The 24,473-nt window shown below is 66.5% G+C and carries 24 protein-coding genes; 18 read left to right on the forward strand and 6 right to left on the reverse strand.

Features of this window, described 5'->3' with window-relative positions; translation table 11 throughout:
- Window positions 1-21: 21 nt before the first annotated feature.
- Window positions 22-471 carry an N-acetyltransferase gene (locus tag J5M67_RS25095; RefSeq protein ID WP_207888136.1) on the forward strand — a complete coding sequence of 150 codons (450 nt, stop codon included), beginning with the start codon at window positions 22-24 and terminating at the stop codon, window positions 469-471.
- A 13-nt stretch (window positions 472-484) separates the two neighbouring features.
- Window positions 485-1,003, forward strand: a complete 519-nt coding sequence (locus J5M67_RS25100) for a glycine cleavage system protein R (protein WP_207888137.1) — start codon at window positions 485-487, stop codon at window positions 1,001-1,003.
- Window positions 1,004-1,661: 658 nt separating this feature from the next.
- Here the strand turns inward: J5M67_RS25100 and rarD are convergent.
- The 6 genes from rarD to J5M67_RS25130 all read right to left on the reverse strand — a co-directional run bounded on the left by rarD (window position 1,662) and on the right by J5M67_RS25130 (window position 6,822).
- The gene (gene rarD / locus J5M67_RS25105) at window positions 1,662-2,549 is read right to left on the reverse strand and encodes an EamA family transporter RarD (protein ID WP_207888138.1); all 888 of its coding nucleotides are present in this window, start codon (window positions 2,547-2,549) and stop codon (window positions 1,662-1,664) included.
- 296 nt (window positions 2,550-2,845) lie between these two features.
- The gene (locus tag J5M67_RS25110) at window positions 2,846-3,820 is read right to left on the reverse strand and encodes a serine/threonine protein kinase (RefSeq protein WP_207888139.1); all 975 of its coding nucleotides are present in this window, start codon (window positions 3,818-3,820) and stop codon (window positions 2,846-2,848) included.
- 128 nt (window positions 3,821-3,948) lie between these two features.
- The gene (locus J5M67_RS25115) at window positions 3,949-4,713 is read right to left on the reverse strand and encodes a TOBE domain-containing protein (protein ID WP_207888140.1); all 765 of its coding nucleotides are present in this window, start codon (window positions 4,711-4,713) and stop codon (window positions 3,949-3,951) included.
- Between the two features lie 93 nt (window positions 4,714-4,806).
- A complete protein-coding gene (locus J5M67_RS25120) occupies window positions 4,807-5,529 on the reverse strand; it encodes a ComF family protein (RefSeq protein ID WP_207888141.1) in 723 nt (240 codons plus the stop codon).
- A 24-nt stretch (window positions 5,530-5,553) separates the two neighbouring features.
- Complete coding sequence (locus J5M67_RS25125; protein ID WP_207888142.1) at window positions 5,554-5,847, reverse strand: hypothetical protein; 294 nt, start codon at window positions 5,845-5,847, stop codon at window positions 5,554-5,556.
- Between the two features lie 57 nt (window positions 5,848-5,904).
- Window positions 5,905-6,822, reverse strand: coding sequence for a LysR family transcriptional regulator (locus J5M67_RS25130; protein ID WP_207888143.1), 918 nt, complete (start codon window positions 6,820-6,822; stop codon window positions 5,905-5,907).
- 130 nt (window positions 6,823-6,952) lie between these two features.
- Here J5M67_RS25130 and J5M67_RS25135 point away from each other — a divergent pair, with 130 nt between their 5' ends.
- The 16 genes from J5M67_RS25135 to J5M67_RS25210 all read left to right on the forward strand — a co-directional run.
- A complete protein-coding gene (locus J5M67_RS25135) occupies window positions 6,953-7,711 on the forward strand; it encodes a 5-oxoprolinase subunit PxpA (RefSeq protein ID WP_207888144.1) in 759 nt (252 codons plus the stop codon).
- Between the two features lie 71 nt (window positions 7,712-7,782).
- Window positions 7,783-8,031: an acetyl-CoA carboxylase gene (locus J5M67_RS25140; RefSeq protein ID WP_207888145.1), complete on the forward strand. Its 249-nt coding sequence runs from the start codon at window positions 7,783-7,785 to the stop codon at window positions 8,029-8,031.
- A 10-nt stretch (window positions 8,032-8,041) separates the two neighbouring features.
- Entirely contained in the window at window positions 8,042-9,406 is a 1,365-nt protein-coding gene (locus tag J5M67_RS25145; RefSeq protein WP_207888146.1) for an acetyl-CoA carboxylase biotin carboxylase subunit, read from the forward strand.
- A gap of 1 nt (window position 9,407) precedes the next feature.
- The gene (locus tag J5M67_RS25150; RefSeq protein WP_207888147.1) at window positions 9,408-10,286 is read left to right on the forward strand and encodes an allophanate hydrolase subunit 1; all 879 of its coding nucleotides are present in this window, start codon (window positions 9,408-9,410) and stop codon (window positions 10,284-10,286) included.
- A complete protein-coding gene (locus J5M67_RS25155) occupies window positions 10,276-11,253 on the forward strand; it encodes a biotin-dependent carboxyltransferase family protein (protein WP_207888148.1) in 978 nt (325 codons plus the stop codon). The genes J5M67_RS25150 and J5M67_RS25155 overlap by 11 nt, the downstream gene beginning before the upstream one ends.
- 105 nt (window positions 11,254-11,358) lie before the next feature.
- The gene (locus J5M67_RS25160; protein WP_243434873.1) at window positions 11,359-12,675 is read left to right on the forward strand and encodes a cytosine permease; all 1,317 of its coding nucleotides are present in this window, start codon (window positions 11,359-11,361) and stop codon (window positions 12,673-12,675) included.
- A 151-nt stretch (window positions 12,676-12,826) separates the two neighbouring features.
- A complete protein-coding gene (bioB, locus tag J5M67_RS25165) occupies window positions 12,827-13,885 on the forward strand; it encodes a biotin synthase BioB (RefSeq protein ID WP_207888149.1) in 1,059 nt (352 codons plus the stop codon).
- A gap of 117 nt (window positions 13,886-14,002) precedes the next feature.
- Window positions 14,003-15,208, forward strand: coding sequence for an 8-amino-7-oxononanoate synthase (gene bioF, locus J5M67_RS25170; RefSeq protein ID WP_207888150.1), 1,206 nt, complete (start codon window positions 14,003-14,005; stop codon window positions 15,206-15,208).
- Window positions 15,201-15,926 (forward strand): alpha/beta fold hydrolase, encoded by a 726-nt coding sequence (locus J5M67_RS25175; RefSeq protein WP_207888151.1) that lies wholly within the window; start codon window positions 15,201-15,203, stop codon window positions 15,924-15,926. The genes bioF and J5M67_RS25175 overlap by 8 nt, the downstream gene beginning before the upstream one ends.
- The gene (bioC, locus tag J5M67_RS25180) at window positions 15,919-16,722 is read left to right on the forward strand and encodes a malonyl-ACP O-methyltransferase BioC (protein ID WP_243434874.1); all 804 of its coding nucleotides are present in this window, start codon (window positions 15,919-15,921) and stop codon (window positions 16,720-16,722) included. Before J5M67_RS25175 ends, bioC begins: the two co-directional genes overlap by 8 nt.
- A gap of 192 nt (window positions 16,723-16,914) precedes the next feature.
- Entirely contained in the window at window positions 16,915-17,598 is a 684-nt protein-coding gene (gene bioD / locus J5M67_RS25185) for a dethiobiotin synthase (RefSeq protein WP_207888153.1), read from the forward strand.
- A gap of 74 nt (window positions 17,599-17,672) precedes the next feature.
- A complete protein-coding gene (locus tag J5M67_RS25190) occupies window positions 17,673-17,903 on the forward strand; it encodes a hypothetical protein (RefSeq protein WP_207888154.1) in 231 nt (76 codons plus the stop codon).
- Window positions 17,904-18,211: 308 nt separating this feature from the next.
- Entirely contained in the window at window positions 18,212-20,017 is a 1,806-nt protein-coding gene (locus J5M67_RS25195) for a phenylacyl-CoA dehydrogenase (RefSeq protein ID WP_207888155.1), read from the forward strand.
- A gap of 180 nt (window positions 20,018-20,197) precedes the next feature.
- Window positions 20,198-21,478 carry a diguanylate cyclase gene (locus tag J5M67_RS25200; RefSeq protein ID WP_207888156.1) on the forward strand — a complete coding sequence of 427 codons (1,281 nt, stop codon included), beginning with the start codon at window positions 20,198-20,200 and terminating at the stop codon, window positions 21,476-21,478.
- 126 nt (window positions 21,479-21,604) lie between these two features.
- Window positions 21,605-23,401 carry an acyl-CoA dehydrogenase C-terminal domain-containing protein gene (locus J5M67_RS25205; protein ID WP_207888157.1) on the forward strand — a complete coding sequence of 599 codons (1,797 nt, stop codon included), beginning with the start codon at window positions 21,605-21,607 and terminating at the stop codon, window positions 23,399-23,401.
- Window positions 23,402-23,609: 208 nt separating this feature from the next.
- Window positions 23,610-24,473 (forward strand): acyl-CoA dehydrogenase family protein (locus tag J5M67_RS25210; RefSeq protein WP_207888158.1); only part of this gene is annotated, 864 nt, incomplete at its 3' end.

Genomic DNA, 24,473 nt, shown 5'->3' on the forward strand with positions numbered 1-24,473 from the left:
CTCCGCCCTGGAGGATCCTGCATGTCCGTGACACTTGCCACCCCCGCCGATCTCGACGATCTGGTGCCGCTGTTCTCCGGCTACCTCGATTTCTATGCAGTGCCCGCACCGCATACGACGATCCGTGGCTTTCTCCAGGCGCGCATCGAACAGGGCCAGTCCACCGTGTTCATTGCCCGCAGTCCCGATGGCCTGGCCGTGGGCTTCGTCCAGCTCTATCCGTTCTTTGCCTCGCTGATGCTGCAACCGGCCTGGCTGGTCAGCGACCTTTACGTGATGCCCGCCGCGCGCCGCGACGGTTACGGCGAAGCACTGATGAACGCCGGCCGTGCCCATGCCGAAGCGACGGGCGCCTGCGGCCTTATGCTGGAAACGGCCAAGACCAACCGCGCCGGTCAGTCGCTCTACGAGCGCCTGGGCTACCAGCGCGACGAGAAGTTCTACACCTACTGGCTGGATCTTTCCGCCTGACGGAGGCTGCCCCATGGATCACCTCGTTCTCACGGTCATCGCCCCGGACCAGCCGGGTCTGGTGGAACGCATCGCCCAGTGCATCGCCGCACACGGCGGCAACTGGCTGGAAAGCCGCATGTCACGCATGGCCGGGCAATTCGCCGGCATCCTGCGGGTGGCGGTTCCCGCCGAGGGCTACGACGAACTGGTCGAGGGCCTGCAGGGGCTGTCGGTCCACGGCATCCGTGTGCTGCTGGCGGAGAGCGGTATCGAACCGTCGTGCAACTGGAAGCCGATCCATCTGGATCTGGTCGGCAACGATCGCCCCGGCATCGTCCGCGATATCACGCGTCTGCTCACCGAACATGGAGTCAACCTCGAGCGCCTGACCACTGAAGTCCTGCCGGCGCCGATGAGCAGCGAGCCGCTGTTCCACGCCGAGGCGCTGCTGGCGGTGCCGCTGACCCTGCCGCTGGAAACCTTGCAGGAGCGCCTGGAGGAGCTGGCGGATGACCTGATGGTGGAGTTGAATTTCCACAGCGGGGATTGATCCGCCAACCCTTCGTTTCCCATTTGTGGGTAAGTCTGTGGGCTCTCTGTGATTGGATTTGCAGAGGGCCCATGTTCATTGGGCTGCAGGCTTCATCGCTTATCCACGCGCCGCAGCGGTGCTGTGCACAGATCGCGTGGATCGCTCCGTGAGCTTTCTGTTGATAACTCTCTATGGGCCAGTGATGGCGGTGCCTGTAGGGATTTGCTCGTTTTCTGAACGGCTCCTTCGCTCCTGGCGTACCGCCGAATGAAAAAAGCGCGCTGGCCCGTGGCTGTGCACAAAACCTTTGGATGAGTCTGTGGAAAGGCCGTTGGTAGATGGCTGAAAGCCTTTGTTGGCGCGGTCTGTGTGGAATTGTCCACGGACTGACCGGAAAGCCTCGGATGACTCACAGCATACGGGGATGAGCCTGTGGAAAAGCGCTGGAAATATCGCTGTATCCCCGGTTTTCCGTGGCTTTGCGAGGTTTGATCGAAAAATGATCGAAAGCGATGCAGGCGAACAGCTCAGTCAGCGCTACGTCGGCAGGGCTGGGGATAAGAAGCCGAGCGAGGCGCTTATCCCCGTTTGTGCGGGATGGGGCTGTGGATAGTCTGGTGGCTGCTTGCTGCAAGCCCCAATTCGCGGGGCTTACAGCGATGCGGTCAAAAATCGATCAATTGCCGCGGGAGAGGCGATACCAGATGTCCAGGCTGTACACCACCAGCGCCAGCCAGATGCAGCCGAAGGACAGCAGGCGGGTGCTGTCCAGGTGCTCGCCGAACAGGAAGATGGCCTGCAGCAGCACCAGGGTCGGTGCCAGGTATTGCAGGAAGCCCAGCGTGGCGTAGGGCAGGTGGCGTGCGGCGGCGTTGAAGCACACCAGCGGCACCAGGGTGATCGGGCCGGCAGCGGCGAGCCAGATGGCGTCCTTGGTGGTCCAGAAATCCGCGTGCACGCTCGGGCCGTCGGCGAACAGCACCAGGTAGCCGATCGCCAGCGGCAGCAGGATCCAGGTTTCCACCACCAGCCCCGGCAGCGCAGCCACCGGCGCCTGTTTGCGGATCAGCCCGTAGAAGCCGAAGGTCAGCGCCAACGCCAGCGACACCCAGGGCAGGCTGCCCAGTTGCCAGAGCTGCTGGGCCACGCCCAGCGCAGCGAGCCCCACGGCGACCCACTGCAGCGGGCGCAGGCGTTCGCGCAGGATCACCAGGCCCAGCAGTACGTTGATCAGCGGGTTGATGTAGTAGCCCAGGCTGGCCTCGATCATGTGGCCGTTGTTCACCGCCCAGACATAGACCAGCCAGTTGCTGGCGATCAGCAGGCCGCTGGCGGTGAGCACGGCGATGCGCTTGGGGTTCTCGCGCAGTTCGCGCCACCAGCCGGGATGTTTCCACACCAGCAGGAGCAGGGCGCCGAATACCGCGGACCAGATGGCGCGGTGGGTGATGATCTCCAGCGCGGGAATACGTTCGAGCAGTTTGAAGTAGATCGGGAAGAGCCCCCAGATGACATAGGCAGTCAGGCCCAGGGCATAGCCCCGGCGGGGATTGGCGGTAGCCATGGAACATCCTTGGTTAGGCAGCTAATGAGTGGCTGGCTAATTCTAGGGTGCGAGTCGGGGCTTGTCTGTGCTGCTGCGGTGGATGACGCAGGTGCGTCTTCGAATATGCGTAACGTTGGCGTTACGGTACGACTCCGGAACCTTGTAGGAGCGCCCCATGGGCGCGATCGCGGGCATGGCCCGCTCCTACGGTTAGCGGAGGCTTGAGCGTATTGCGGACGGAGTCCCCGCATATGCGTGTAGGAGCGGACTCCGTCCGCGATCCGGCCATCAGGCCGGCAAGCGAATGCCGGCGATCAGAACAACCGCAACGGCTCCTCATCCAGCGCCGCCAGCTGTTCGCGCAGCACCAGCACCTGATCGCCCCAATACCGCTCGCTGCCGAACCAGGGGAAGCTCGGCGGGAACGCCGGGTCGTCCCAGCGCCGCGCCAGCCAGGCGCTGTAATGCATCAGACGCAGGGCGCGCAGGCCTTCGATCAGCGGCAGCTCGCGCGGGTCGAAGTCGTGGAACTCCTGGTAGCCGTCGACCAGTTCCGAGAGCTGCCCGAGGCGCTCCTGGCGCTCGCCGGCAAGCATCATCCACAGGTCCTGCACGGCGGGGCCCATGCGGCAGTCGTCGAGGTCCACGACGTGGAAGGTCTCGTCGCGGCACAGCAGGTTGCCGGGGTGGCAATCGCCGTGCATGCGGATGGGCGTGTAGCTCACCCGCGCGTAAAGCTCGTCGATCTTCTTCAACAGGTCGCAGGCCACTGACTCGTAGGCCGGTAGCAGGCTTTTCGGAATGAAGTTGCCTTCCAGCAGGGTCGCCAGGGACTCATGGCCGAAGTTCTGCGGCGTCAGCGCTTCGCGGTGCTCGAACGGACGGTTCGCGCCCACGGCGTGCAGGCGGCCGAGCAACTGGCCCAGGCGATAGAGCTGGTCGAGATTGCCCGGCTCCGGTGCGCGGCCGCCACGGCGGGGGAACAGGGTAAAGCGGAAGCCGGCGTGCTCGAACAGGGTCCTGCCCTCGTGGACCAGCGGCGCCACCACGGGCACTTCGCATTCGGCCAGCTCGGCGGAGTAGGCGTGTTCTTCGAGGATCGCCTCGTTGGTCCAGCGGCCCGGGCGGTAGAACTTGGCGATCAGCGGTTCGCTGTCTTCGATGCCGACCTGGTAGACGCGGTTCTCGTAGCTGTTGAGCGCGAGCACGCGGGCGTCACTCAGGAAACCGATGCTTTCCACCGCATCCAGAACCAGGTCGGGAGTGAGGTCGGAGAAGGGATGAGACATGGCGACGATCCGGGCAGTGTACAGGCCGCCTAGTGTACCCCCGCGAGCGGTTTGCCTCAGCGCCTGTTTCCACGGGCCCGGCATCGGCTTCTGCAGGGGCTGCAGTGCGGCCGATGGGGCTGGGAAAGCTAGAGCGGCGTGCCGAGGATCACCTGGGCCGGGGAGAACTGCGCGCGGACCTGGGCGCCAGGCTTCAGGCGCAGGATCTCGATGCGTTCCGGATCGGTCAGGGCGCAGAGCATCTGCCCGCTGGGCAACTGGATGCGCACTTCGCTGGGACCGTCGTCGGCCTCGCGGATGTCGTCGATGTGGCCTTCCAGCGCGTTCAGTCCGTCCGGGCAGGGAATGTGCGGCAGGTCGACGTACAGCCAGCCGGCCTTCATCAGCGCGACCACCGGCTGGCCGTCGCGCAGCTCCAGCTTCTCGGTGCTTTCGCGGGTGACCCGCGCCTGGATGCGCGAGCCGCCGGGCAGCTCGACGCACACCAGGTCATTGAGCCCGGCGGGTTCGATGGCGCAGATGTGTCCGTGCAGCTGGTTGCGCGCGCTGGTGCGCATCATCAGGCGGCCGATCAGTTCCAGGTCGGCCTGGTGCTCGACGTTCTCGACGATGTGCTCGCGCAGGGCTTCCAGGCGCTGGTAGAGCGCCAGCAGGCGTTCGCCGTCGGCGGTCAGGCGTGCGCCGCCGCCGCCCTTGCCGCCGACGCTGCGTTCCACCAGCGGGCGGTCGGAGAGGTTGTTCAGTTCGTCGATGGCGTCCCAGGCGGTCTTGTAGCTCATCCCGGCGGCCTTGGCGGCGTGGGTGATCGAGCCGAGCTGGGCGATCTGCGCGAGCAGGGCGATGCGTTGCGGGCGGCGGGTGACGTGCTGGGTCAGCAGGCTGAGGGTGGTCATGGTTTCGCGAGTGCTTATTGGTATGCGGCGAGGCTCCTTCGCTCGCCGGCAAAAGGCAAGGGAAAATTGCCCGGAATGTCGACGAGCGGTCGTCTATTCCGGGGCCGGCGTGCGCGCCAGGCAGTAGACGTCGACCCGCCTCGCGCCGGCCTTGTGCAGCTCGCGGGCGATGAACTGGGCGGTGGCGCCGGTGGTCAGCACGTCGTCCACCAGGGCCAGGTGCTGGCCTTCGATCCGCGCGCCAGCGGCCACGGCGAAGGCCCGGCGCAGGTTGCGTTTGCGCGTGGCGGCGTCCAGGCCCTGCTGCGCCGGAGTGTCCTGAATGCGCCGCAGCGTCCGGTTATCCACCGGCAGGCCCAGCGGTTCGGCCAGCCAGCCGGCCAGCAGGGCGGCCTGGTTGAAGCCGCGCTGGCGCTCGCGTTGGCGCGACAGCGGCACGGGCAGCAGGCGATCCGGGCGCGACAATCCCTCGTCGAAGGCGTGCGCGAGATGACGCGCCAGCAACTGCGCGAGCAGCCGTCCGAAGGGGGCGTTGGCCTGGTGCTTGAAGCGGGTGATCAGGGCGTCGACGGGGAAGCCGTAGCGCAGCGGCGTTTCGACTCGCTGGAAAGCCGGCGTGCGACGCAGGCATTGCCCGCAGGTGAGGCCGGCGACCGGCAGCGGCAGGGCGCAGATCGTGCAGTGCCCGGCGAGCCATGGCAGGTCGTCATCGCAGCCGGAGCAGAGCGGCAGGGCAGGGTGCTCTGCCAATCCGCCGCACAACAGGCACTGCACGCGAGGGCGCCACCACACCGGGCGCCATTGCAGTAAGCGCATTCCACCCCTCCATGGGGGCAGGTATCAGTGGATCAGCCAGCTCAGGACCAGCAGCCCCAGCACCGTCCAGATCAGCCCGCCGAAGATCGAGCGCCGCAGGAAGGCGCGGATGCCACTGTAGAGCAGCAGCAGGCCGAGGAAGAGCAGGACGAAGCTGAAGATCGAGACGTCGATTCCGACGGCGCGTGCCAGGCCGTGGAAGAAATCGTCCATGGCGCGCCAAAGGCCGCCGAGCAGTCCCGACAAGAGGTCGACGATGAAACGGATGGCCTTGCCGACCATCTGGCCGAGGCTGTCGAAGAATCCTTCTGTTCCCATCTGGGTAATGACTCCTGAATGTCCTGATGGATTGGAGCGTTGGAGTACGCGCCGGGTTCAGCGGCGTGTACTGCTCAGTTGCGGGGCGAGGAAAGACTGCCGGAAGTATTCGCGGAACGCCTTCATGGCCTGTGTCATTCCGCGCTCACGGTGCCAGGCCAGGCCCACGCTCATCGAGGGGACCGGGTCGACCAGACTCAGGGTTTCGATGCGTTTGCCTTCCAGCGACCAGGGGCGGTAGACCAGGTCCGAGAGGATAGCCACGCCGGAGCCGTTGGCGACCATGCTGCGCACCGCTTCCACCGAACTGGTGCGCAGGATCACGCGAGGCTCCTGTCCGCTGGCCTGCCAGTAGCGCATCGACGACTCACCCGCCTCATCGACCGTGAGCATGATGTAGGGCTCGTCGGCGACATCCGCCAGCGCCACCGCCGGGCGCTCGGCCAACGGATGACGAACCGGCAGCCAGAGCCGGCGGGTGGAGCTGAACAGCGTTTCCGAGGCGACCTGCGGTTCGGTCAGGTTGCCGGTCAGCACCACGGCCATGTCGTAGCGGCCATCGAGCAGCCCCTGCTCGATGTCCACCCGCTCCTGCTCGTGCAGGTGCAGGCGCAGGTCCGGGTACCACTGGGCCAGGCGCTGCAGGTGGTGCGGCAGGAAGTAGCCCATCACGGTGTAGCTGGCGGCGAGGTTCAGGCTGCCGTTGAGCTGGGTGTCGGGCAGCGGGCTGTTCAGGGCGTCATCCACGCTGCGCAGGATCGAATAGGCGTGGTTGAGGAAGTGCCGGCCGTTGTCGGTCAGCGTCATGCCCTGGGCTGTGCGGGTGAACAGCGCGGCGCCGAGCAGGCTTTCCAGTTCCTGGATCGCACTGGTGACCGCCGACTGCGAAATGTGCAGGTTCACCGCCGCCTGGGAAATCTGCCCGACCTCCGCGGTGGCGACGAAATAGCGCACCTGGCGCAGGGTGAAAGCCATGGGAATCGCTCCGACAGGTATCGATTTTTCAGAATCAAGTCTATCGGATAATAAATCTACCCAATACCGGCGTCGCGACTTAACGTCACCTCACTGACCTTGCGCATTCCAATACAGAGGCCACGCGGTGATGAAAACAGTCGATCTCAATTCCGACATGGGGGAAGGCTTCGGTCCCTGGACCATTGGCGATGGCGTGGACGCGGCGATCATGCCGCTGATCAGCAGCGCCAACATCGCCACGGGTTTTCACGCCGGTGACCCGAACATCATGCGTCGCACCGTCGAACTGGCCCTCGAACACGGCGTCGGCATCGGCGCCCATCCCGGTTTCCGCGACCTGGTCGGCTTCGGCCGCCGGCACATCAACGCGCCCGCCGTCGAACTGATCAACGACATGCTCTACCAGCTCGGCGCCCTGCGTGAATTCGCCCGCCTGTACGGTGCGCGGCTGCAGCACATCAAGCCCCACGGCGCGCTGTACATGCACCTGGCGCGCGACGAGCAGGCGGCCCACGCATTCGTCGAAACGCTGCAGCGCATCGACCCCGAGCTGCTGTTGTTCTGCATGCCCGGCTCGGCCACCTGGCGCGCCGCCCAGAAGCTGGGCCAGCCGACGGTGCGCGAGTTCTATGCCGATCGCGACTACGACAACAGCGGCTCCATCGTCTTCATCCGCCGGGTGACCGCACTCGATCCGCAGGCGGTCGCGGCCAAGGTGCTGCGGGCCTGCCAGGAGGGGCGCGTACGCACGGTGGAGGGCGACGACATCGAGATCGCCTTCGACTCGGTCTGCATCCACAGCGACACGCCCGGCGCGCTGGCGCTGGTCCAGGCCACCCGCACAGCCCTGCTGGGCGCGGGCATCGCCATCAAGGCGCCGCGCTGAGCGCTCCCCGCGTCGCGGGAACACTTCTTACTGCATCTGCCATCCATACATTCGAACAATGAGGAACAGTCATGGCCGAACATAACGTGCAGTCGCCCTTGCCGGGCACTTTCTACCGCAAGCCGACGCCGGATGCCCCGGTCTACGCCGAGGTCGGCCAGCGGGTCGAGCCCGGCAGCGTGATCGGGCTGGTCGAGGTGATGAAGCAGTTCTCCGAAGTCCACGCCGAATGCGCCGGCACGCTGCAGGCCTTCCTGGTGGAGGACGGCGACCCGATCGAGCCGGGACAGGAACTGGCGACCATCCGCGTCGACGCTTGAGGACCGGGCCATGCTGAAGAAATTGCTGATCGCCAACCGTGGCGAGATCGCCGTGCGCATCATCCGCGCCGCCCGGGCCCTGAGGATTCCCACGGTCGCCGTGTGCAGCGAGGCCGATGCCGATTCGCTGGCCGCGCGCCAGGCCGACGAGGTCCGGATCATCGGGCCGGCCCGTGCCGACCGCAGCTACCTGAATGCCGAGGCCTTGTTGCAGGCCGCGCGGGAAACCGGTGCGGACTCGATCCATCCCGGCTACGGCTTCCTCTCCGAGAATGCCGATTTCGCCCAGGCGGTGGTGGCGGCCGGGCTGGTCTTCGTCGGCCCCGATGCGCAGACCATTCGCCGCATGGGCGACAAGGCCGAGGCACGGCGTACCGCCATGGCCGCCGGGGTGCCGGTGGTGCCGGGTTCGCCCTGCGAGCTGGACGATATCGACGCGGCGCTGCGTTGTGCCGGGGACGTTGGTTATCCACTGCTGATCAAGGCCTCCGCCGGCGGCGGCGGACGCGGCATCCGCATCGCCCATGATGCCGACGAGCTTCGCCGCGAGTTCCCCATCGCCCAGCGCGAAGCCCTGGCGGCCTTCGGCTCCGGCGCGGTGTACCTGGAGCGCTTCATCCGCCAGGCGCGGCACATCGAGGTGCAGATTCTCGGTGACGGCGAGCGCGCGGTGCATCTGTTCGAGCGCGAGTGTTCGCTGCAGCGGCGCCGGCAGAAAGTCTTCGAGGAGGCGCCTTCCGCCGCCCTGAACGACAGCCAGCGCGCGGCGCTCTGCGCCAGCGCGGTACGCCTAGCCCAGAGCCTGGGCTATCGCGGAGCGGGTACCCTGGAGTACCTGTTCGATGCGCACAGCGGCGAGTTCTTCTTCATCGAGATGAACACCCGCATCCAGGTCGAGCACCCGGTCAGCGAAATGATCACCGGCATCGACCTGGTCCAGGCCATGCTGCGCATCGCCGGTGGCGAGCCGCTGGCGCTGCGCCAGGAAGACATTCGCCTGAACGGCGCTGCGCTGGAAATGCGCATCAACGCCGAAGACCCGGCACGCAACTTCTTCCCCTGTCCCGGCGTGGTGGAGAGCCTGGGCTGGCCACAGGGCGAGGGCGTGCGGGTGGACAGCCACCTGTACCCCGGTTATCGCGTGCCGCCTTACTACGACTCGCTGCTGGCGAAGATCATCGTCCACGGCAAGGACCGCGAGGAAGCCTTCGAGCGCGCCCGGCGTGCGCTGGAGCACACCGAGCTGACCGGCATGGCGACCACCTTGTCGTTGCACCGCTGGCTGCTGGCCGATGCGCGCGTGCAGGCGGCGCAGTTCGATACCGGTACCCTGGAAACCTGGCTGGCCGAGCGTTCGGCCGCGGCGGAGGTGTGACATGCACGAGCAGATTCGCTACAGCTTCGGCGGCGACGAGCACCTGTTCGCCGAGGTCGCCGAGTCCATGTCGCTGGAGGCGTTCTTCCGCGGCATGGCCGTCACCCGGGCGATCGAGCAGCAGGCGATCCCCGGCGTGCTCGATGTGTGCCTGGCCAACGCTTCGTTCCAGGTGCGCTTCAATCCGGACCTGATCGCCCCGCAGGCGCTGCTCGAACGGGTGCGCGAGCTGGAATCGCAGGCCACCACCGAACGCCGTATCCAGACCCGGATCATCGAGATCCCGGTGCTGTACAACGACCCCTGGACCCACGAGACCCTGATGCGTTTCCGCGATCGTCACCAGGACCCGGACTCCACCGACCTGGAGTACGCCGCGCGGGTCAACGGCTACCAGGACGCCCAGGCTTTCATCGAGGCCCACAGCGGCACGCCGTGGTTCGTCTCCATGGTCGGCTTCGTCGCCGGCTTGCCGTTCATGTACCAGATGGTCGAGCGCGAACGGCAACTGCAGGTGCCCAAGTACCTGCGTCCGCGCACCGACACGCCGAAGCTGACCCTCGGTCATGGCGGCTGCTTCGGCTGCATCTATTCCGTGCGCGGCGCCGGCGGCTACCAGATGTTCGGCGTCACCCCGGCGCCGATCTATGACCCGCAGCAGAGCCTGGGCTACCTGAAGGACTCCATGGTGTTCTTCCGTGCCGGCGACATCGTGCAATTCAAACCCATCGACCGTGCCGAATACGACCAGGCGCTGGCGGAGGTGGAAGCCGGCAGCTTCGATCTGCGCATCCGTCCGGTCGAGTTCGACCTCGACGCCTTCCTCAACGACCCGCAAGGCTGCAAGCAGCGCCTGCAGGAGGTGCTCCATGTCGCTTAAGGTGCTCAAACCCGGCCTCGCCACCTCGGTCCAGGACGGCGGCCGCGAGGGTTATTACCACCTGGGTATTCCGCCCTCCGGTGCGCTCGACCAGTACGCGCTGCGCGCCGCCAACCTGCTGGTGGGCAATCCGGCCGCCGCGGCGGTGCTCGAATGCACGCTGCTCGGCCCGCAGCTGGAATTCCAGCGCGATGCGCTGGTGGCCGTCTGCGGCGCCGCCATGACGCCGCGCATCGAGGGTGCCGAGATGCCGCTGGACACCGCCTTCCGGGTGCGTGCCGGGCAGGTGCTGGGCTTCGACTTCATCAAGGCCGGGGCGCGTGGCTACATCGCCATCGACGGCGGCATCGACGTGCCCGAGGTGCTGGGTAGCCGTTCCACCTATGGCCTGGGCGCCATCGGCGGGTTGCAGGGCCGGCGCCTGCAGTCCGGCGACGAGCTGCCCCTGGGTGCGCCTCACGGGCATGGGCAGGAAGGCCTGGCCTTGCCGCGCTCGCTGCAGATCGACGTAGGTGGCGAGGTCAGCCTGCGGGTGGTGCCCGGCCTGTATCACCACCGCCTGACGGCCCGGGCCGCCGAGCAGTTCTTCGCCGACACCTGGACCGTCGGCTCCGAGGCGGACCGCACCGGCTACCGCTTCAAGGGCGGCACGCCGCTGGCCTTCGAGCCGCGCGAGCAGCCGTTCGGCGCCGGTTCCGACCCGTCGAACATCGTCGATGCCTGCTACCCGATCGGCTCGATCCAGGTCCCCGGCGGGCTGGAGCCGATCATCCTGCACCGCGACGCGGTGTCCGGCGGCGGCTACGCCACCATCGGCACGGTGATCAGCCCGGACCTCAACCGCATGGCGCAGATGCAGCCCAACCAGAAAGCCCGTTTCGTCGCCATCACCCTGGAGGAAGCCCTGGCGGCGCGGCGCCGATACAACCAGCAACTGGAAAACCTGAACCGCTTCTTTCTTGCCTAGCCAATAACAACGCCGCGGCGGCGCGATTTCCGGTGGCACCTTCCAGGGCGCCGCCGCGGCTTCCTGCTGCCGTTCGCCAAGCCCTCATCTTGCGGAGAAACCAAGATGGCAAGTCTGTCGCAGCATCCCGAAGTCGATCCTTCCGCTTCCTCTGTTCCCAGCCATGCCCGGATGGGCCGGCTTTCCCTGAGCATGGCCTGGTGGGCCGTGTGCAGCGCCATGTTCTACATCGTCGTGGGCGCCTCGCTGGCGCTGGCCTACGGCGCACGCAACGCGATCCTTGGCATGTTGCTGTCGGTGGCATGCTACGGCCTGATCAACGCCGTGATCAGCCGCTACGCCATTCGCACCGGACTTTCCGTTGCGCTGTTCTCGCGCGTTCTGTTCGGCAGCGCGGGCGCGTCCCTGGCGACCCTGATCTTCTTCTCCACGGCGATCTACTATGCGGTGTTCGAAGGCTCGGTGATCGCCGTGGCGCTCAACCACCTCTATCCCGGCGTGTCCTATTCGCTGGCGGCGCTGCTGGTGGTGCTCTATAGCGTGCCGTTGATCTTTGGCGGCGTGCAGCATTGGCTGGACCGCTTCAATGGCGTGCTGCTGCCGTTCTACCTGTTCGGCCTGCTGGCGGCGGTGGCGCTGTCCATCTCCGCGTACGGCTACCAGCCGCAGTGGCTGGATTTCGGCCCGGCGAATCCGCCGACCGGCGGCTGGTGGGATTGCTTCACGGCCTACATGGGCGTCTGGGTGCTGATGATGTTCACCTTCGACTACGCCCGCTTCGGCAAGCCGGAAGACGCCGCCTGGCACGGGCGCTGGAACTTCGGCATGCCCTTCTACCTGGTGACCTTCCTGCTCAACGGCATGGCCGGCATCTACCTGGCCAGCAGCATTCCGCAGGAGGGCGCGCTGAGCGAGGTCACCGTGGTCCTGGCGATCCTCAAGCTGATGGGGATCTGGGGGCTGCTGTTCGTCTGGGTGACGCAGACCCGGATCAACACCGCCAACTACTACCTGGCGACGGTGAACATGCAGGCGTTCTTCGCCGAGGTGTTCCGCCTGCGCGCTTCCAGCCTGGTCTGGGCGGTGGTGGTCGGCGCGGTGGTCTATGCGCTGATGCTGGCGGACGTTTTCGCCTGGCTGCTCAAGGCGCTGGCCTGGCAAGGCGTGTTCGTGGTGGCCTGGGTCGGCGTGGCGCTGGCGCACATCCTCGGCAGGGCGTCGCTGCCTGCGGGGGAGCCGGCGCGGCTGAACCCGCTGGGGCTGGCCGCCTGGTTCTGCGGTGCACTGCTGGGCTTCGGGTTGATGGAGGCGGGCGGTAGCCTGCAGTCGTTCTCCGCACCGCTGACCTTCCTGGTCTCGGCCGGGGTCTACGCCGGGCTGTGCCGCCGCCGCATGAGTCAGCCGAGCGTTGTATCGGGGTGATTATTTATTGATCACTTGTCAACCTGTGTCGAGAGAGTGGTTGACAGCGTCACAGGTCCACATATGATGCCTTGAGCCTGATTCCCCCGGTGGCGCGCCGCCGGGGCACCTTAGACAAGAGGCGCCCCCAAGCGTCGAAGGACTTTTGCCGATGAGTGCCACCGCAGCCCAAGTAACCCGCCACGACTGGACCCTTGCCGAAGTCCGTGCCCTGTTCGAACAGCCCTTCAACGACCTGCTGTTCCAGGCGCAGACCGTGCACCGCGCGCACTTCGACCCGAATCGCGTGCAGGTTTCCACGCTGCTGTCGATCAAGACCGGCGCCTGCCCGGAAGACTGCAAATATTGCCCGCAGTCCGGCCACTACAACACCGGCCTGGACAAGGAAAAGCTGATGGAAGTGCAGAAGGTGCTGGAGGCCGCGGCGGAAGCCAAGGCCATCGGCTCCACCCGCTTCTGCATGGGCGCGGCGTGGAAGCACCCGTCGGCCAAGGACATGCCCTACGTGCTGGAAATGGTGAAGGGCGTTAAGAAGCTCGGCCTGGAAACCTGCATGACCCTCGGTCGCCTGGACCAGGAGCAGACCAAGGCCCTCGCCGAAGCGGGCCTGGACTACTACAACCACAACCTCGATACCTCGCCGGAGTTCTACGGCAACATCATCACCACCCGCACCTACGGCGAGCGCCTGCAGACCCTGGCCTACGTGCGCGAGGCGGGGATGAAGATCTGCTCCGGCGGCATCCTCGGCATGGGCGAGTCGGTGGACGACCGCGCCGGCCTGCTGATCCAGCTGGCCAACCTGCCGGAGCACCCGGAGTCGGTGCCGATCAACATGCTGGTGAAGGTCAAGGGCACTCCGCTGGCCGAAGAGAAGGACGTCGATCCGTTCGACTTCATCCGCACCCTGGCCGTTGCCCGCATCCTGATGCCGAAATCCCACGTGCGCCTGTCCGCCGGCCGCGAGCAGATGAACGAGCAGATGCAGGCCCTGGCCTTCATGGCCGGCGCCAACTCGATCTTCTACGGCGAGAAGCTGCTGACCACCAAGAACCCGCAGGCCGAGAAGGACATGCAGCTGTTCGCGCGCCTGGGCATCAAGCCCGAGGAGCGCGAGGAGCACGCCGACGAAGTGCACCAGGCCGCCATCGAACAGGCGCTGGTGGAACAACGCGACTCCCAGCTGTTCTATAACGCGGCTTCGGCCTGATCTGCTTTTCGTAGGAGCGAGCTTGCTCGCGAACGTTTTTCCCGACTAAACCGGCGCCGGGCGGTTCGCGAGCAAGCTCGCTCCTACAAAAGCTATGCCGCCAACACGGGGTTGCGTATGCCTTTCGATCTCGCCGCCCGCCTGGCCCAGCGCCGGGCGGACGATCTCTACCGCCAGCGCCCGCTGCTGGAGAGCCCGCAGGGGCCGGATGTGGTCATCGATGGCCAGCCGATGCTGGCCTTCTGTTCCAACGATTACCTGGGCCTGGCCAGTCATCCCGAGGTGATTGCGGCCCTGCGCGCCGGTGCCCAGCGCTGGGGCGTGGGCGGTGGCGCCTCGCACCTGGTCAACGGGCACTGCGGCCCGCACCACGAGCTGGAGCTGGCGCTCGCCGAGTTCACCGGCCGCCCGCGCGCGCTGCTGTTCTCCACCGGCTACATGGCCAATCTCGGCACCGTCACGGCCCTCGTCGGCAAGGGTGACAGCGTGCTGGAGGACCGCCTCAACCACGCCTCGCTGCTGGATGCCGGCCTGCTCTCCGGCGCGCGCTTCTCGCGCTACCTGCACAACGACGCCGCCAGCCTTGCTTCCCGTCTGGACAAGGCCGAAGGCAATACGCTGGTCGTCACCGACGGCGTGTTCAGCATGGATGGCGACCTCGCCGATCTGCCCACCCTTTGCGCGACGGCTCGAAAGCAGGGCGCCTGGATGATGGTCGATGACGCCCACGGCTTCGGCCCGCTGGGCGCGACCGGCGGCGGCATCGTCGAACACTTCGGCCTGGGTATCGATGATGTGCCGGTACTGGTCGGCACCCTCGGCAAGGCCTTCGGCACTGCGGGGGCCTTCGTTGCCGGCAGCGAGGAGCTGATCGAGACGCTGATCCAGTTCGCCCGTCCCTACATCTACACCACCAGCCAGCCACCGGCGGTGGCCTGCGCCACGCTGAAGAGCCTGGAGCTGCTGCGCGCCGAGAACTGGCGCCGCGACCACCTGAACGCGCTGATCGCCCGCTTCCGCGCCGGCGCCCAGGCCATCGGCCTGAGCCTGATGGACAGCCCGACGCCGATCCAGCCGATCCTCATCGGTGGCAGCCGCCAGGCCATGGCCCTGTCGGCGGAGCTGCGCGAGCGCGGCATCCTGGTTGGCGCCATTCGCCCGCCCACCGTGCCGGCCGGCACCGCGCGCCTGCGCGTGACCCTGTCCGCGCTGCACAGCGAAGCCCAGGTGGATCGCCTGCTGGTGGCGCTGGCCGAAGGCTGGCAGCGGGTGTCGTCTAGCCTTCTGGCAGAAATCGATGCCGAGGAGGGCGATGATGCGTGACCAACTGATCCTGCTGCCCGGCTGGGGCCTGGGCAGCGCGCCGCTGGAGCCGCTGCGCGATGCGCTGCTGGAACAGGCGCCGCACCTGAACGTGCAGATCGAGCCGCTGCCGACCGATGCCGACCCCAGCGTCTGGCTCGACGAGCTGGACGATAACGTCGCCCATGACGCCTGGATCGCCGGCTGGTCGCTGGGCGGCATGCTCGCCGCAGAACTGGCGGCGCGCCGGGGTGAGTCCTGTCGCGGGCTGGTCACCCTGGCCAGCAACCCCTGCTTCCGCCGCCGCGAGGATTGGCCCGAGGCCATGGCGAACGAGGTGTTCGAGGACTTCTTCGAAGCCTTCCTGCTGGAACCGCAACTGGTGCGCAAGCGCTTCACCCTGCTGGTCAGCCAGGGCGCCCGTGACCCGCGCACGCTCGCGCGGCAACTACAGGTGGCTTTGCCGCAGCTGGATGCCGAGGGTCTGACCGCCGGTTTGCAGCTGCTCGGTCAGCTGGATACCCGCACCGCGCTGAGGCGTTACCCCGGTCCGCAACTGCACCTGTTCGCCGAGAACGATGCCCTGGTGCCGGCCTCCGCCGCCGACGCTTTACTGGAATGGCTGCCGGACGTCGAGGTCAGCCGGGTGTCCGGCGCCAGCCATGGACTGCCGCTGGAGCAGCCGGACGAAACCGCCGCCGCCATCCTGAGATTCATCCATGAGGGCGACGATGCCTGACTGCAGTCACAGCGTGCTGCCTGACAAGCGTCAGGTGGCCGCTTCCTTCTCCCGCGCCGCCGAGACCTACGATGCGGTGGCCGACCTGCAGCGCGCGGTCGGCTCGCAGCTTCTGCAGCAACTGCCGGACGAGCTGGCGCCGCAGCGCTGGGTCGACCTCGGCAGCGGCACCGGCTATTTCACCCGCGCCCTGGCGGCGCGTTATCCGCAGGCCCACGGCCTGGCTGTCGATATCGCCGAAGGCATGCTGCGCCATGCCCGCGAGCTGGGCGGCGCGGAGCACTTCGTCGGCGGCGATGCCGAGCACCTGCCGCTGCGTGACGGCGCCTGCGACCTGTTGTTCTCCAGCCTGGCGCTGCAATGGTGTGCGGACCTGCCGTCGGTGCTGAGCGAAGCGCGCCGGGTGCTGCGCCCCAATGGCGTGCTGGCCTTCAGCAGCCTGTGCGTCGGCACCCTGGGCGAACTGCGCAGTGCCTGGGAGGCGGTGGACGGCTTCGTCCATGTGAACCGCTTCCGCGCCTTTGAGGACTACCAGCGGCACTGCGCCGACAGCGGGTTGGAGGTGCTGGAGCTGCGCACCGAGGACCGCGTCCTGCATTTCCCCGACCTGCGCAGCCTGACCCACGAACTCAAGGCGCTCGGTGCGCACAACCTCAACCCCGGCCGGCCCGACGGCCTGACCGGGCGCGAGCGGGTGCGCGCGCTGATCGCCGCCTACGAACGCTTCCGCCAGACCCAGGGACTGCCTGCCACCTACCGGGTGGTCTACGCCGTCCTGCGCAAAAACTATTCTTGATAGGAGCGGACCTTGTCCGCGATGGCCATTGAGTCAATGGCTGATCCCGGGCGCAGTCCGCTCTTACGTTGTCTTCTGGGTCCCCGCGTTCGCGGGGATGACGCAAGGGAATGCGAATCTCACCCCGTCACTCCCGCGAACGCGGGAGCCCAAAAAGACAGTTGCTCCTAGGTAAAGCTCCAGAGGAACGCCATGTCCCACGCCTACTTCATCACCGGCACCGACACCGAGATCGGCAAGACCACCATCGCTGCCGGCCTGCTCCATGCGGCGCGACTGGCCGGATTGTCCACGGCGGCAGCCAAGCCGGTGGCCTCCGGTTGTGCGAAAACGCCCGAGGGACTGCGCAACGAGGACGCGCTGGCGTTGCTGGGCGAATGCAGCCTGCCGCTGGCCTACGACCAGGTGAACCCCTTCGCCTTTGCGCCTGCCATCGCGCCGCACCTCGCCGCGCGGGAGAAGGGCGTGAAACTGCAGGTCGAGTCGCTGGCGCCGGCCGTGCGTTCGGTGCTGCAACTGGGCGCCGACTTCACGGTGGTGGAAGGGGCGGGCGGTTGGCGTGTGCCATTGTCGGGGGAGGAGAGCCTGTCGGACCTGGCAATCGCCCTCGACCTGCCGGTGATCCTGGTGGTCGGCGTGCGCCTGGGTTGCATCAACCACGCGGTGCTCAGCGCCGAGGCGATACAGCGTGACGGCCTGCAACTGGCCGGCTGGGTGGCGAATATCGTCGATCCGACGACCTCGCGCCTGGAGGAGAACCTGGCGACCCTGGCCGAGCGCCTGCCGGCGCCCTGCATCGGCCGCGTGCCCCGGCTGTCGCCGGCGACGCCCGCAGGCGTCGCAGCCCACCTGGACCTGAGCATTCTCGATCTGTAACAACGCCTGGCCGGGCGGGCGGAAGTCTGCTTGAATGGTGGCCATTGGCTGCCTTTGTCCTGGGAGACGCACCGATGGAAATCTCCGCTAATGCATTTGCCGCGGGCTTGAGCTCGGTCCAGAGCGGCCAGCAGCGCGTCGATCAGGCAGGCGCCCGGATTGCCAGCGGCAGCAATGGCGCAAGCGAAGCCCTGGCCGATCACCTGGTGGACCTGCGCCGCGGCCAGCACGAGGTCGAAGCCGGCGCCAAGGTCATCCAGGCCGCCGACGAAACGCTCGGCACCCTCATCGATATCCGCGCCTGACGGTCACTTTCCCTCCGTATCTTCTTTCCGCTCCGCCGGCTGTCCTCGCGACACGCCGGCCGCTCTGCCATGGGCTTTAATCAATGTCAGGACGGCGGGGCGACAGCGCTCCGGTAGTAGCCCTGCGAGCGTGACCGGGTGGTCGGTCTGCATGCTTGACAAGGGTATGGCGTAAACGTATGTTTCAAACGCCTGTTTGACTGTTTGGATGCGTGCGCGCACCGACTGGGCGGCCGGGAACGATCCCGCACTGCGACCGCAACGACCGGTCGCCCATTAACCAGAACCCTTCGTAGAGGTTTACCGCTATGCCTGATTACAAGGCCCCCTTGCGTGATATCCGTTTCGTTCGCGACGAGCTGCTGGGCTACGAAGCGCACTACCAGAATCTGCCGGGCGCTCAAGACGCCACTCCGGACATGGTCAATGCCATCCTCGAAGAGGGTGCGAAGTTCTGCGAACAGGTAATCGCTCCGCTGAACCGCACCGGCGACCTGGAAGGCTGCAAGTGGAGCCCGGAAGGCGTGAAGACCCCGACCGGCTTCAAGGAGGCCTACCAGCAGTTCGTCGAAGGCGGCTGGCCGAGCCTGGCCCATGACGTCGAGCACGGCGGCCAGGGCCTGCCCGAATCCCTCGGCATGGCGATCAGCGAGATGGTCGGCCAGGCCAACTGGTCCTGGGGCATGTACCCCGGCCTGTCCCACGGCGCCATGAACACCCTGCACGCCCACGGCACCCCGGAGCAGCAGCAGACCTACCTGACCAAGCTGGTTTCCGGCGAGTGGACCGGCACCATGTGCCTGACCGAGCCGCATTGCGGCACCGACCTGGGCATGCTGCGCACCAAGGCCGAGCCGCAGGCTGACGGCACCTACAAGGTCACCGGTACCAAGATCTTCATCTCCGCTGGCGAACACGACATGGCCGACAACATCGTCCACATCGTGCTGGCCCGCCTGCCCGACGCCCCGCAGGGCACCAAGGGCATCTCGCTGTTCATCGTGCCGAAGTTCCTGCCCAACGCAGAAGGCGGCGTAGGCGAGCGCAACGCCGTTTCCTGTGGCTCCATCGAGCACAAGATGGGCATTCACGGCAACGCCACCTGCGTGATGAACTTCGACGCCGCTACCGGCTTCCTGATCGGCCCGCCGAACAAGGGCCTGAACTGCATGTTCACCTTCATGAACACCGCTCGCCTGGGTACCGCCCTGCAAGGCCTGGCCCACGCCGAAATCGGTTTCCAGGGTGGCATCGCCTACGCTCGCGAGCGTCTGCAGATGCGTTCGCTGACCGGCCCGAAAGCCCCGGAAAAAGCCGCTGACCCGATCATCGTGCACCCGGACGTGCGCCGCATGCTGCTGACCGCCAAGGCCTTCGCCGAAGGCAACCGCGCCATGCTGTACTTCGCCGCCAAGCAGGTGGACATCGTGCAGCGCAGCCAGGACGAAGAAGAGAAGAAAGCCGCTGACGCGATGCTGGCTTTCCTCACTCCGATCGCCAAGGCGTTCATGACCGAAGTGGGCTTCGAAGCTGCCAACCACGGCGTGCAGATCTATGGCGGCCACGGCTTCATCGCCGAGCACGGCATGGAACAGAACGTCCGCGACAGCCGCATCTCCATGCTGTACGAAGGCACCACCGGCGTTCAGGCCCTCGACCTGCTGGGCCGCAAGATCCTGATGACCCAGGGCGAAGCGCTCAAGGGCTTCACCAAGATCGTGCACAAGTTCTGCCAGGCCAACGAAGCCAATGAAGCCGTGAAGGAATTCGTTGCCCCGCTGGCCGCGCTGAACAAGGAGTGGGGCGAACTGACCATGAAGGTCGGCATGGCTGCCATGAAGGACCGCGAGGAAGTGGGTGCCGCTTCGGTGGATTACCTGATGTACTCCGGCTACGCCGCCCTGGCTTACTTCTGGGCTGACATGGCGCGCCTGGCTGCCGAGAAGCTGGCTGCCGGTACCAGCGAAGAGGCCTTCTACCAGGCCAAGCTGAAGACCGCGCGCTTCTACTTCCAGCGCATCCTGCCGCGCACTCGCGCGCACGTTGGCTCCATGCTCTCCGGCGCCGGCAACCTGATGGACCTGGCCGAGGAAGATTTCGCCCTCGGTTACTGATCAGCTGTCAGTTACTGACGAGGGGACGCTTTGCCGTCCGTCTGCTGAACAGGAAAAAGCCCGCCATTCGGCGGGCTTTTTCGTGCCTGTCATCACGCAAATATCTTCGGAAGGTGCCATCATTACGCCACTTGCCGGCCCGCCGATCCCGAGCCCGGCGCCAATCCATCGGACCCCCTTGTGCGACCCACGGCCCCCTACCGGCTCAGCCACTTCCTCACGCCTCTGCTGCTGATTCCGGCGGGCGTCGTTGCCGGCTCCCTGGCCGAACTGTCCGAATTCTTCATCTCGCTGTTCAACGTCCTGCCGACCCTGTTGCTGCTGCTCGGTGGCGGCCTGTGCATGGTCTACGGCCGCCAGCGCCAGCTGTTCATGCTGGGGGTGGTGTACATCGCCTATTTCCTGCTCGATACCCAGGTGGACTACTACCGCGCCCAGCACGCGACGCGGCCGGACGCGGCGCTGGTGTTCCACCTCTGCTGCGTGTTGCTGCCATTGCTCTACGGGATGTACGGCATCTGGCAGGAGCGCATGCAGCCGCTGCAGGACCTGCTGGCCCGCGGCGTCGTGCTGCTGATCGTGGCAGCGGTGGCCACCGCGCTGGCGCAACGCTTTCCGCAGGGCTTGGCGGAGCTGCTCAGCGATGTCTACTGGCCGTCGCTGCACGGGCGCTGGATGAGCCTGGCGCAGCTGTCCTATTTCGGCTTCGTCCTCGCCTTCATCGCCCTGGTGGCCGCCTACGTGCGCCAGCCGCGGCCGCTGCATGCCGCGCAACTGGTGGGGTTGCTCGGCCTGCTGTGGATGTTGCCCAAGGTGTTCATCCTGCCCCACGCGCTGACCGTGATGACCAGCCTTGTGATGCTCAACCTGGCCTGCGCGGTGGCCCACGAGGCGTACCAGATGGCCTTCCGCGACGAGCTCACCGGCCTGCCGGGGCGCCGTGCGCTGAACGAGCGCTTCGAGCGCTTGGGCCAGCAGTACGTGCTGGCGATGGTCGACGTGGACCACTTCAAGAAATTCAACGACAGCCACGGCCACGACGTCGGTGACCAGGTGCTGCGCATGGTTGCCAGCCAGTTGCGGCGCACGGGCGGGGGCGGCAAGGCTTACCGCTACGGTGGCGAGGAGTTCACCCTGGTGTTCGCCGGCAAGTCGGTTGAGCAGTGCCTGCCGCACCTGGATGCCGTGCGGCAGTCCATCGAAGGCTATGCGATGCAACTGCGCGACCGTGGCAATCGACCCAAGGACGACCGTCAGGGTCGTGGCAGGCGCAGCGGCAGGGAAGCGCAGTCGGTCTCGGTGACCATCAGTGTCGGCGTTGCCGAGCGCGACGGCGAACGGCGCAACCCGGAAGAGGTGATCAAGGGTGCCGACCAGGCGCTGTATTCGGCCAAGAGCGGCGGCCGCAATCGTGTGGCGGTGCATGGGCAGTCGCACCGGGGCGCGGTGCGTACCGGCTGAGCACGGCGTCGCGGGTACTTATGGCGACGCATTCAGCAGGTGCAGCGTGATTGTCCGGGTGGTCATGCGCCGTTAGGTTCGAGGTTTCCGCGCCGCTCTGGCGCTCGAACCGAACGGAGATTCGCGATGCCCGAGTACAAGGCCCCCCTGCGCGACGTGCGCTTCCTCACCGACGAAGTCTTCGACTTCACCGGCCGCTACGCAACCCTCGGCGCCACTGACGCCACCCCGGACATGTTCGCCGCCATCCTCGAGGAAGGCGCCAAGTTCTGCGAGCAGGTCATCGCCCCGCTGAACCGTTCCGGTGACGAGGAAGGCTGCCACTTCGACAACGGCGTGGTGACCACGCCCAAGGGCTTCAAGGAAGCCTTCGCGCAGTACGTCGAGGCCGGCTGGAACGGCGTTTCCAGCGATCCGGAATACGGCGGCCAGGGCCTGCCGCCGTCCCTCGGTCTGCTGGTCAGCGAGATGATCGGCGCGTCCAACTGCTCCTGGGGCATGTACCCCGGCCTGACCAAGGGCGCCATGGCCGCGATCCATGCCCATGGCACCGCCGAGCAGAAGAGCACTTACCTGCCGCGCCTGACCAGCGCGGTCTGGACCGGCACCATGTGCCTCACCGAGCCGCATTGCGGCACTGACCTCGGCATCATCAAGACCCGCGCCGTGCCCAACGCCGACGGCAGCTATGCGATCACCGGCACCAAGATATTCATCTCCGCCGGCGAGCACGACATGAGCGAGAACATCATCCACCTGGTCCTGGCCAAGCTGCCCGACGCCCCGGCCGGAACCAAGGGCATCTCGCTGTTCATCGTGCCCAAGTTCAACCTCGATGCGAACGGCGAGGTGGGCTCCCGCAACGCCGTGGCCTGTGGCTCCATCGAGCACAAGATGGGCATCAAGGCTTCCGCCACCTGCGTGATGAACTTCGACGGCGCCCGCGGCTTCCTCATTGGCGAAGCCAACAAGGGCCTGGCCTGCATGTTCACCATGATGAACCACGCGCGCCTGGGCACCGGCATGCAAGGCCTCTGCCTCGGCGAGACCAGCTACCAGGGCGCGGTGCGCTACGCCCAGGACCGCCTGCAAATGCGTTCGCTGACCGGCCCGAAGGCGCCGGAGAAGCCCGCCGACCCGATCATCGTCCACCCGGACGTGCGCCGCATGCTGCTGACCATGAAGGCGTTCAACGAAGGCAACCGCGCGCTGGCCTACTTCACCGCGCAGCTGCTGGACATCGAGCACCTCTCCCAGGACGCCGAGGAGCGCGAGCGCGCCGCCAACCTGCTGGCCTTCCTCACGCCGATCTGCAAGGCCTTCATGACCGAGACCGGCCTGGAAGTCACCAACATCGGCATGCAGGTGTTCGGCGGCCACGGCTTCATCCGCGAGTGGGGCATGGAGCAACTGGTGCGTGACTGCCGCATCGCGCCGATCTACGAGGGCACCAACGGCATCCAGGCGCTGGACCTGCTGGGTCGCAAGGTCCTCGGCAGCCAGGGCAAGCTGCTGATGGGCTTCACCAGGCTGGTCCACCAGCTCTGCCAGCAGCACGCCGAGCACCCGCAGCTCAAGGCCCAGGTCGCCCAACTGGCGGCGCTGAACAAGCAGTGGGGCGAGTTGACCCAGAAGGTCGGCATGGCCGCCATGAAGAACCCGGACGAAGTCGGCGCCGCCTCGGTGGACTACCTGATGTTCTCCGGCTACGTCACCCTCGGCTACTTCTGGCTGCGCATGGCCCTGGTCGCCCAGCAGAAGCGGGAGGAGGGCGCCGGCGAGGCGGCCTACTACGAGGCGAAGCTGGCGACGGCCGAGTTCTACTTCAGCCGCCTGCTGCCGCGCGCCCTGGCCCACGTGGCAGCGGTGGAAGCCGGTTCCGACGTGCTGATGCGTTTGTCGGCCGAACAGTTCGCCCTGTAAATCGCGCGCCAGACGAGAGGGCCCGCCGTGTGCGGGCCTTTTCGCCTCGGCTACATTTCGTGACCAATATATATTTGTGCAGTCACAACATGACGCTTAAAGTCTGAAAAGTTGTTGGAGTAGACTCCGGCGGCGTACCTTCGCGTACCTCCTATTCTGATACCGCTGGCTGGCTGATCAGCCGTCGTTTTCGTTCGAGGATTTATCCATGGCTGACTACAAAGCTCCCCTGCGTGACATGCAATTCGTCCTCAATGAGGTCTTCGAGGTTGCCAAGCTCTGGGCAGAACTGCCGGCGCTGGCCGAGACCGTCGACGCCGAGACCGCCAGCGCGATCCTCGAAGAGGCCGGCAAGGTCACCGGCGGCGTCATCGCCCCGCTGAACCGCAGCGGCGACGAGGAAGGCTGCAGCTGGAGCGCAGAAGGCGTGAAGACCCCGGCCGGCTTCCCCGAGGCCTACCGCACCTACGCCGAAGGCGGCTGGGTGGGCGTGGGCGGCGCGCCGGAATTCGGCGGCATGGGCATGCCCAAGGTGATCGGCGCCCAGGTCGAGGAAATGGTCAACTCGGCCAACCTGTCCTTCGGTCTGTACCCGATGCTGACCGCCGGCGCCTGCCTGTCGCTGAACGCGCACGCCAGCGAAGAACTCAAGGCCAAGTACCTGCCGAACATGTACGCCGGCGTCTGGACCGGCTCCATGTGCCTGACCGAACCGCACGCCGGCACCGACCTGGGCATCATCCGCACCAAGGCCGAGCCGCAGGCCGACGGCAGCTTCAAGATTTCCGGCACCAAGATCTTCATCACCGGCGGCGAGCACGACCTGGCCGAGAACATCATCCACCTGGTGCTCGCCAAGCTGCCTGACGCGCCGGCCGGCTCCAAGGGCATCTCGCTGTTCCTGGTGCCGAAGGTGATGGTCAATGACGACGGCTCCCTGGGCGAGCGCAACGCCGTGTCCTGCGGCTCCATCGAGCACAAGATGGGCATCAAGGGCTCCGCCACCTGCGTGATGAACTTCGACGGTGCCACCGGCTGGATCGTCGACGCGCCGAACAAGGGCCTGGCCGCC

This window comes from Pseudomonas sp. 30_B (assembly GCF_017491605.1).
In the GTDB taxonomy this organism is placed as follows: Bacteria; Pseudomonadota; Gammaproteobacteria; order Pseudomonadales; family Pseudomonadaceae; genus Pseudomonas.

Bases quoted from the DNA above. Each gene is read 5' to 3' on its own strand.
- J5M67_RS25095 (WP_207888136.1), top strand. From the start codon at position 22: ATGTCCGTGACACTTGCCACCCCCGCCGATCTCGACGATCTGGTGCCG.
- J5M67_RS25100 (WP_207888137.1), top strand. From the start codon at position 485: ATGGATCACCTCGTTCTCACGGTCATCGCCCCGGACCAGCCGGGTCTG.
- rarD (WP_207888138.1), bottom strand. From the start codon at position 2,549: ATGGCTACCGCCAATCCCCGCCGGGGCTATGCCCTGGGCCTGACTGCC.
- J5M67_RS25110 (WP_207888139.1), bottom strand. From the start codon at position 3,820: ATGTCTCATCCCTTCTCCGACCTCACTCCCGACCTGGTTCTGGATGCG.
- J5M67_RS25115 (WP_207888140.1), bottom strand. From the start codon at position 4,713: ATGACCACCCTCAGCCTGCTGACCCAGCACGTCACCCGCCGCCCGCAA.
- J5M67_RS25120 (WP_207888141.1), bottom strand. From the start codon at position 5,529: ATGCGCTTACTGCAATGGCGCCCGGTGTGGTGGCGCCCTCGCGTGCAG.
- J5M67_RS25125 (WP_207888142.1), bottom strand. From the start codon at position 5,847: ATGGGAACAGAAGGATTCTTCGACAGCCTCGGCCAGATGGTCGGCAAG.
- J5M67_RS25130 (WP_207888143.1), bottom strand. From the start codon at position 6,822: ATGGCTTTCACCCTGCGCCAGGTGCGCTATTTCGTCGCCACCGCGGAG.
- J5M67_RS25135 (WP_207888144.1), top strand. From the start codon at position 6,953: ATGAAAACAGTCGATCTCAATTCCGACATGGGGGAAGGCTTCGGTCCC.
- J5M67_RS25140 (WP_207888145.1), top strand. From the start codon at position 7,783: ATGGCCGAACATAACGTGCAGTCGCCCTTGCCGGGCACTTTCTACCGC.
- J5M67_RS25145 (WP_207888146.1), top strand. From the start codon at position 8,042: ATGCTGAAGAAATTGCTGATCGCCAACCGTGGCGAGATCGCCGTGCGC.
- J5M67_RS25150 (WP_207888147.1), top strand. From the start codon at position 9,408: ATGCACGAGCAGATTCGCTACAGCTTCGGCGGCGACGAGCACCTGTTC.
- J5M67_RS25155 (WP_207888148.1), top strand. From the start codon at position 10,276: ATGTCGCTTAAGGTGCTCAAACCCGGCCTCGCCACCTCGGTCCAGGAC.
- J5M67_RS25160 (WP_243434873.1), top strand. From the start codon at position 11,359: ATGGCAAGTCTGTCGCAGCATCCCGAAGTCGATCCTTCCGCTTCCTCT.
- bioB (WP_207888149.1), top strand. From the start codon at position 12,827: ATGAGTGCCACCGCAGCCCAAGTAACCCGCCACGACTGGACCCTTGCC.
- bioF (WP_207888150.1), top strand. From the start codon at position 14,003: ATGCCTTTCGATCTCGCCGCCCGCCTGGCCCAGCGCCGGGCGGACGAT.
- J5M67_RS25175 (WP_207888151.1), top strand. From the start codon at position 15,201: ATGCGTGACCAACTGATCCTGCTGCCCGGCTGGGGCCTGGGCAGCGCG.
- bioC (WP_243434874.1), top strand. From the start codon at position 15,919: ATGCCTGACTGCAGTCACAGCGTGCTGCCTGACAAGCGTCAGGTGGCC.
- bioD (WP_207888153.1), top strand. From the start codon at position 16,915: ATGTCCCACGCCTACTTCATCACCGGCACCGACACCGAGATCGGCAAG.
- J5M67_RS25190 (WP_207888154.1), top strand. From the start codon at position 17,673: ATGGAAATCTCCGCTAATGCATTTGCCGCGGGCTTGAGCTCGGTCCAG.
- J5M67_RS25195 (WP_207888155.1), top strand. From the start codon at position 18,212: ATGCCTGATTACAAGGCCCCCTTGCGTGATATCCGTTTCGTTCGCGAC.
- J5M67_RS25205 (WP_207888157.1), top strand. From the start codon at position 21,605: ATGCCCGAGTACAAGGCCCCCCTGCGCGACGTGCGCTTCCTCACCGAC.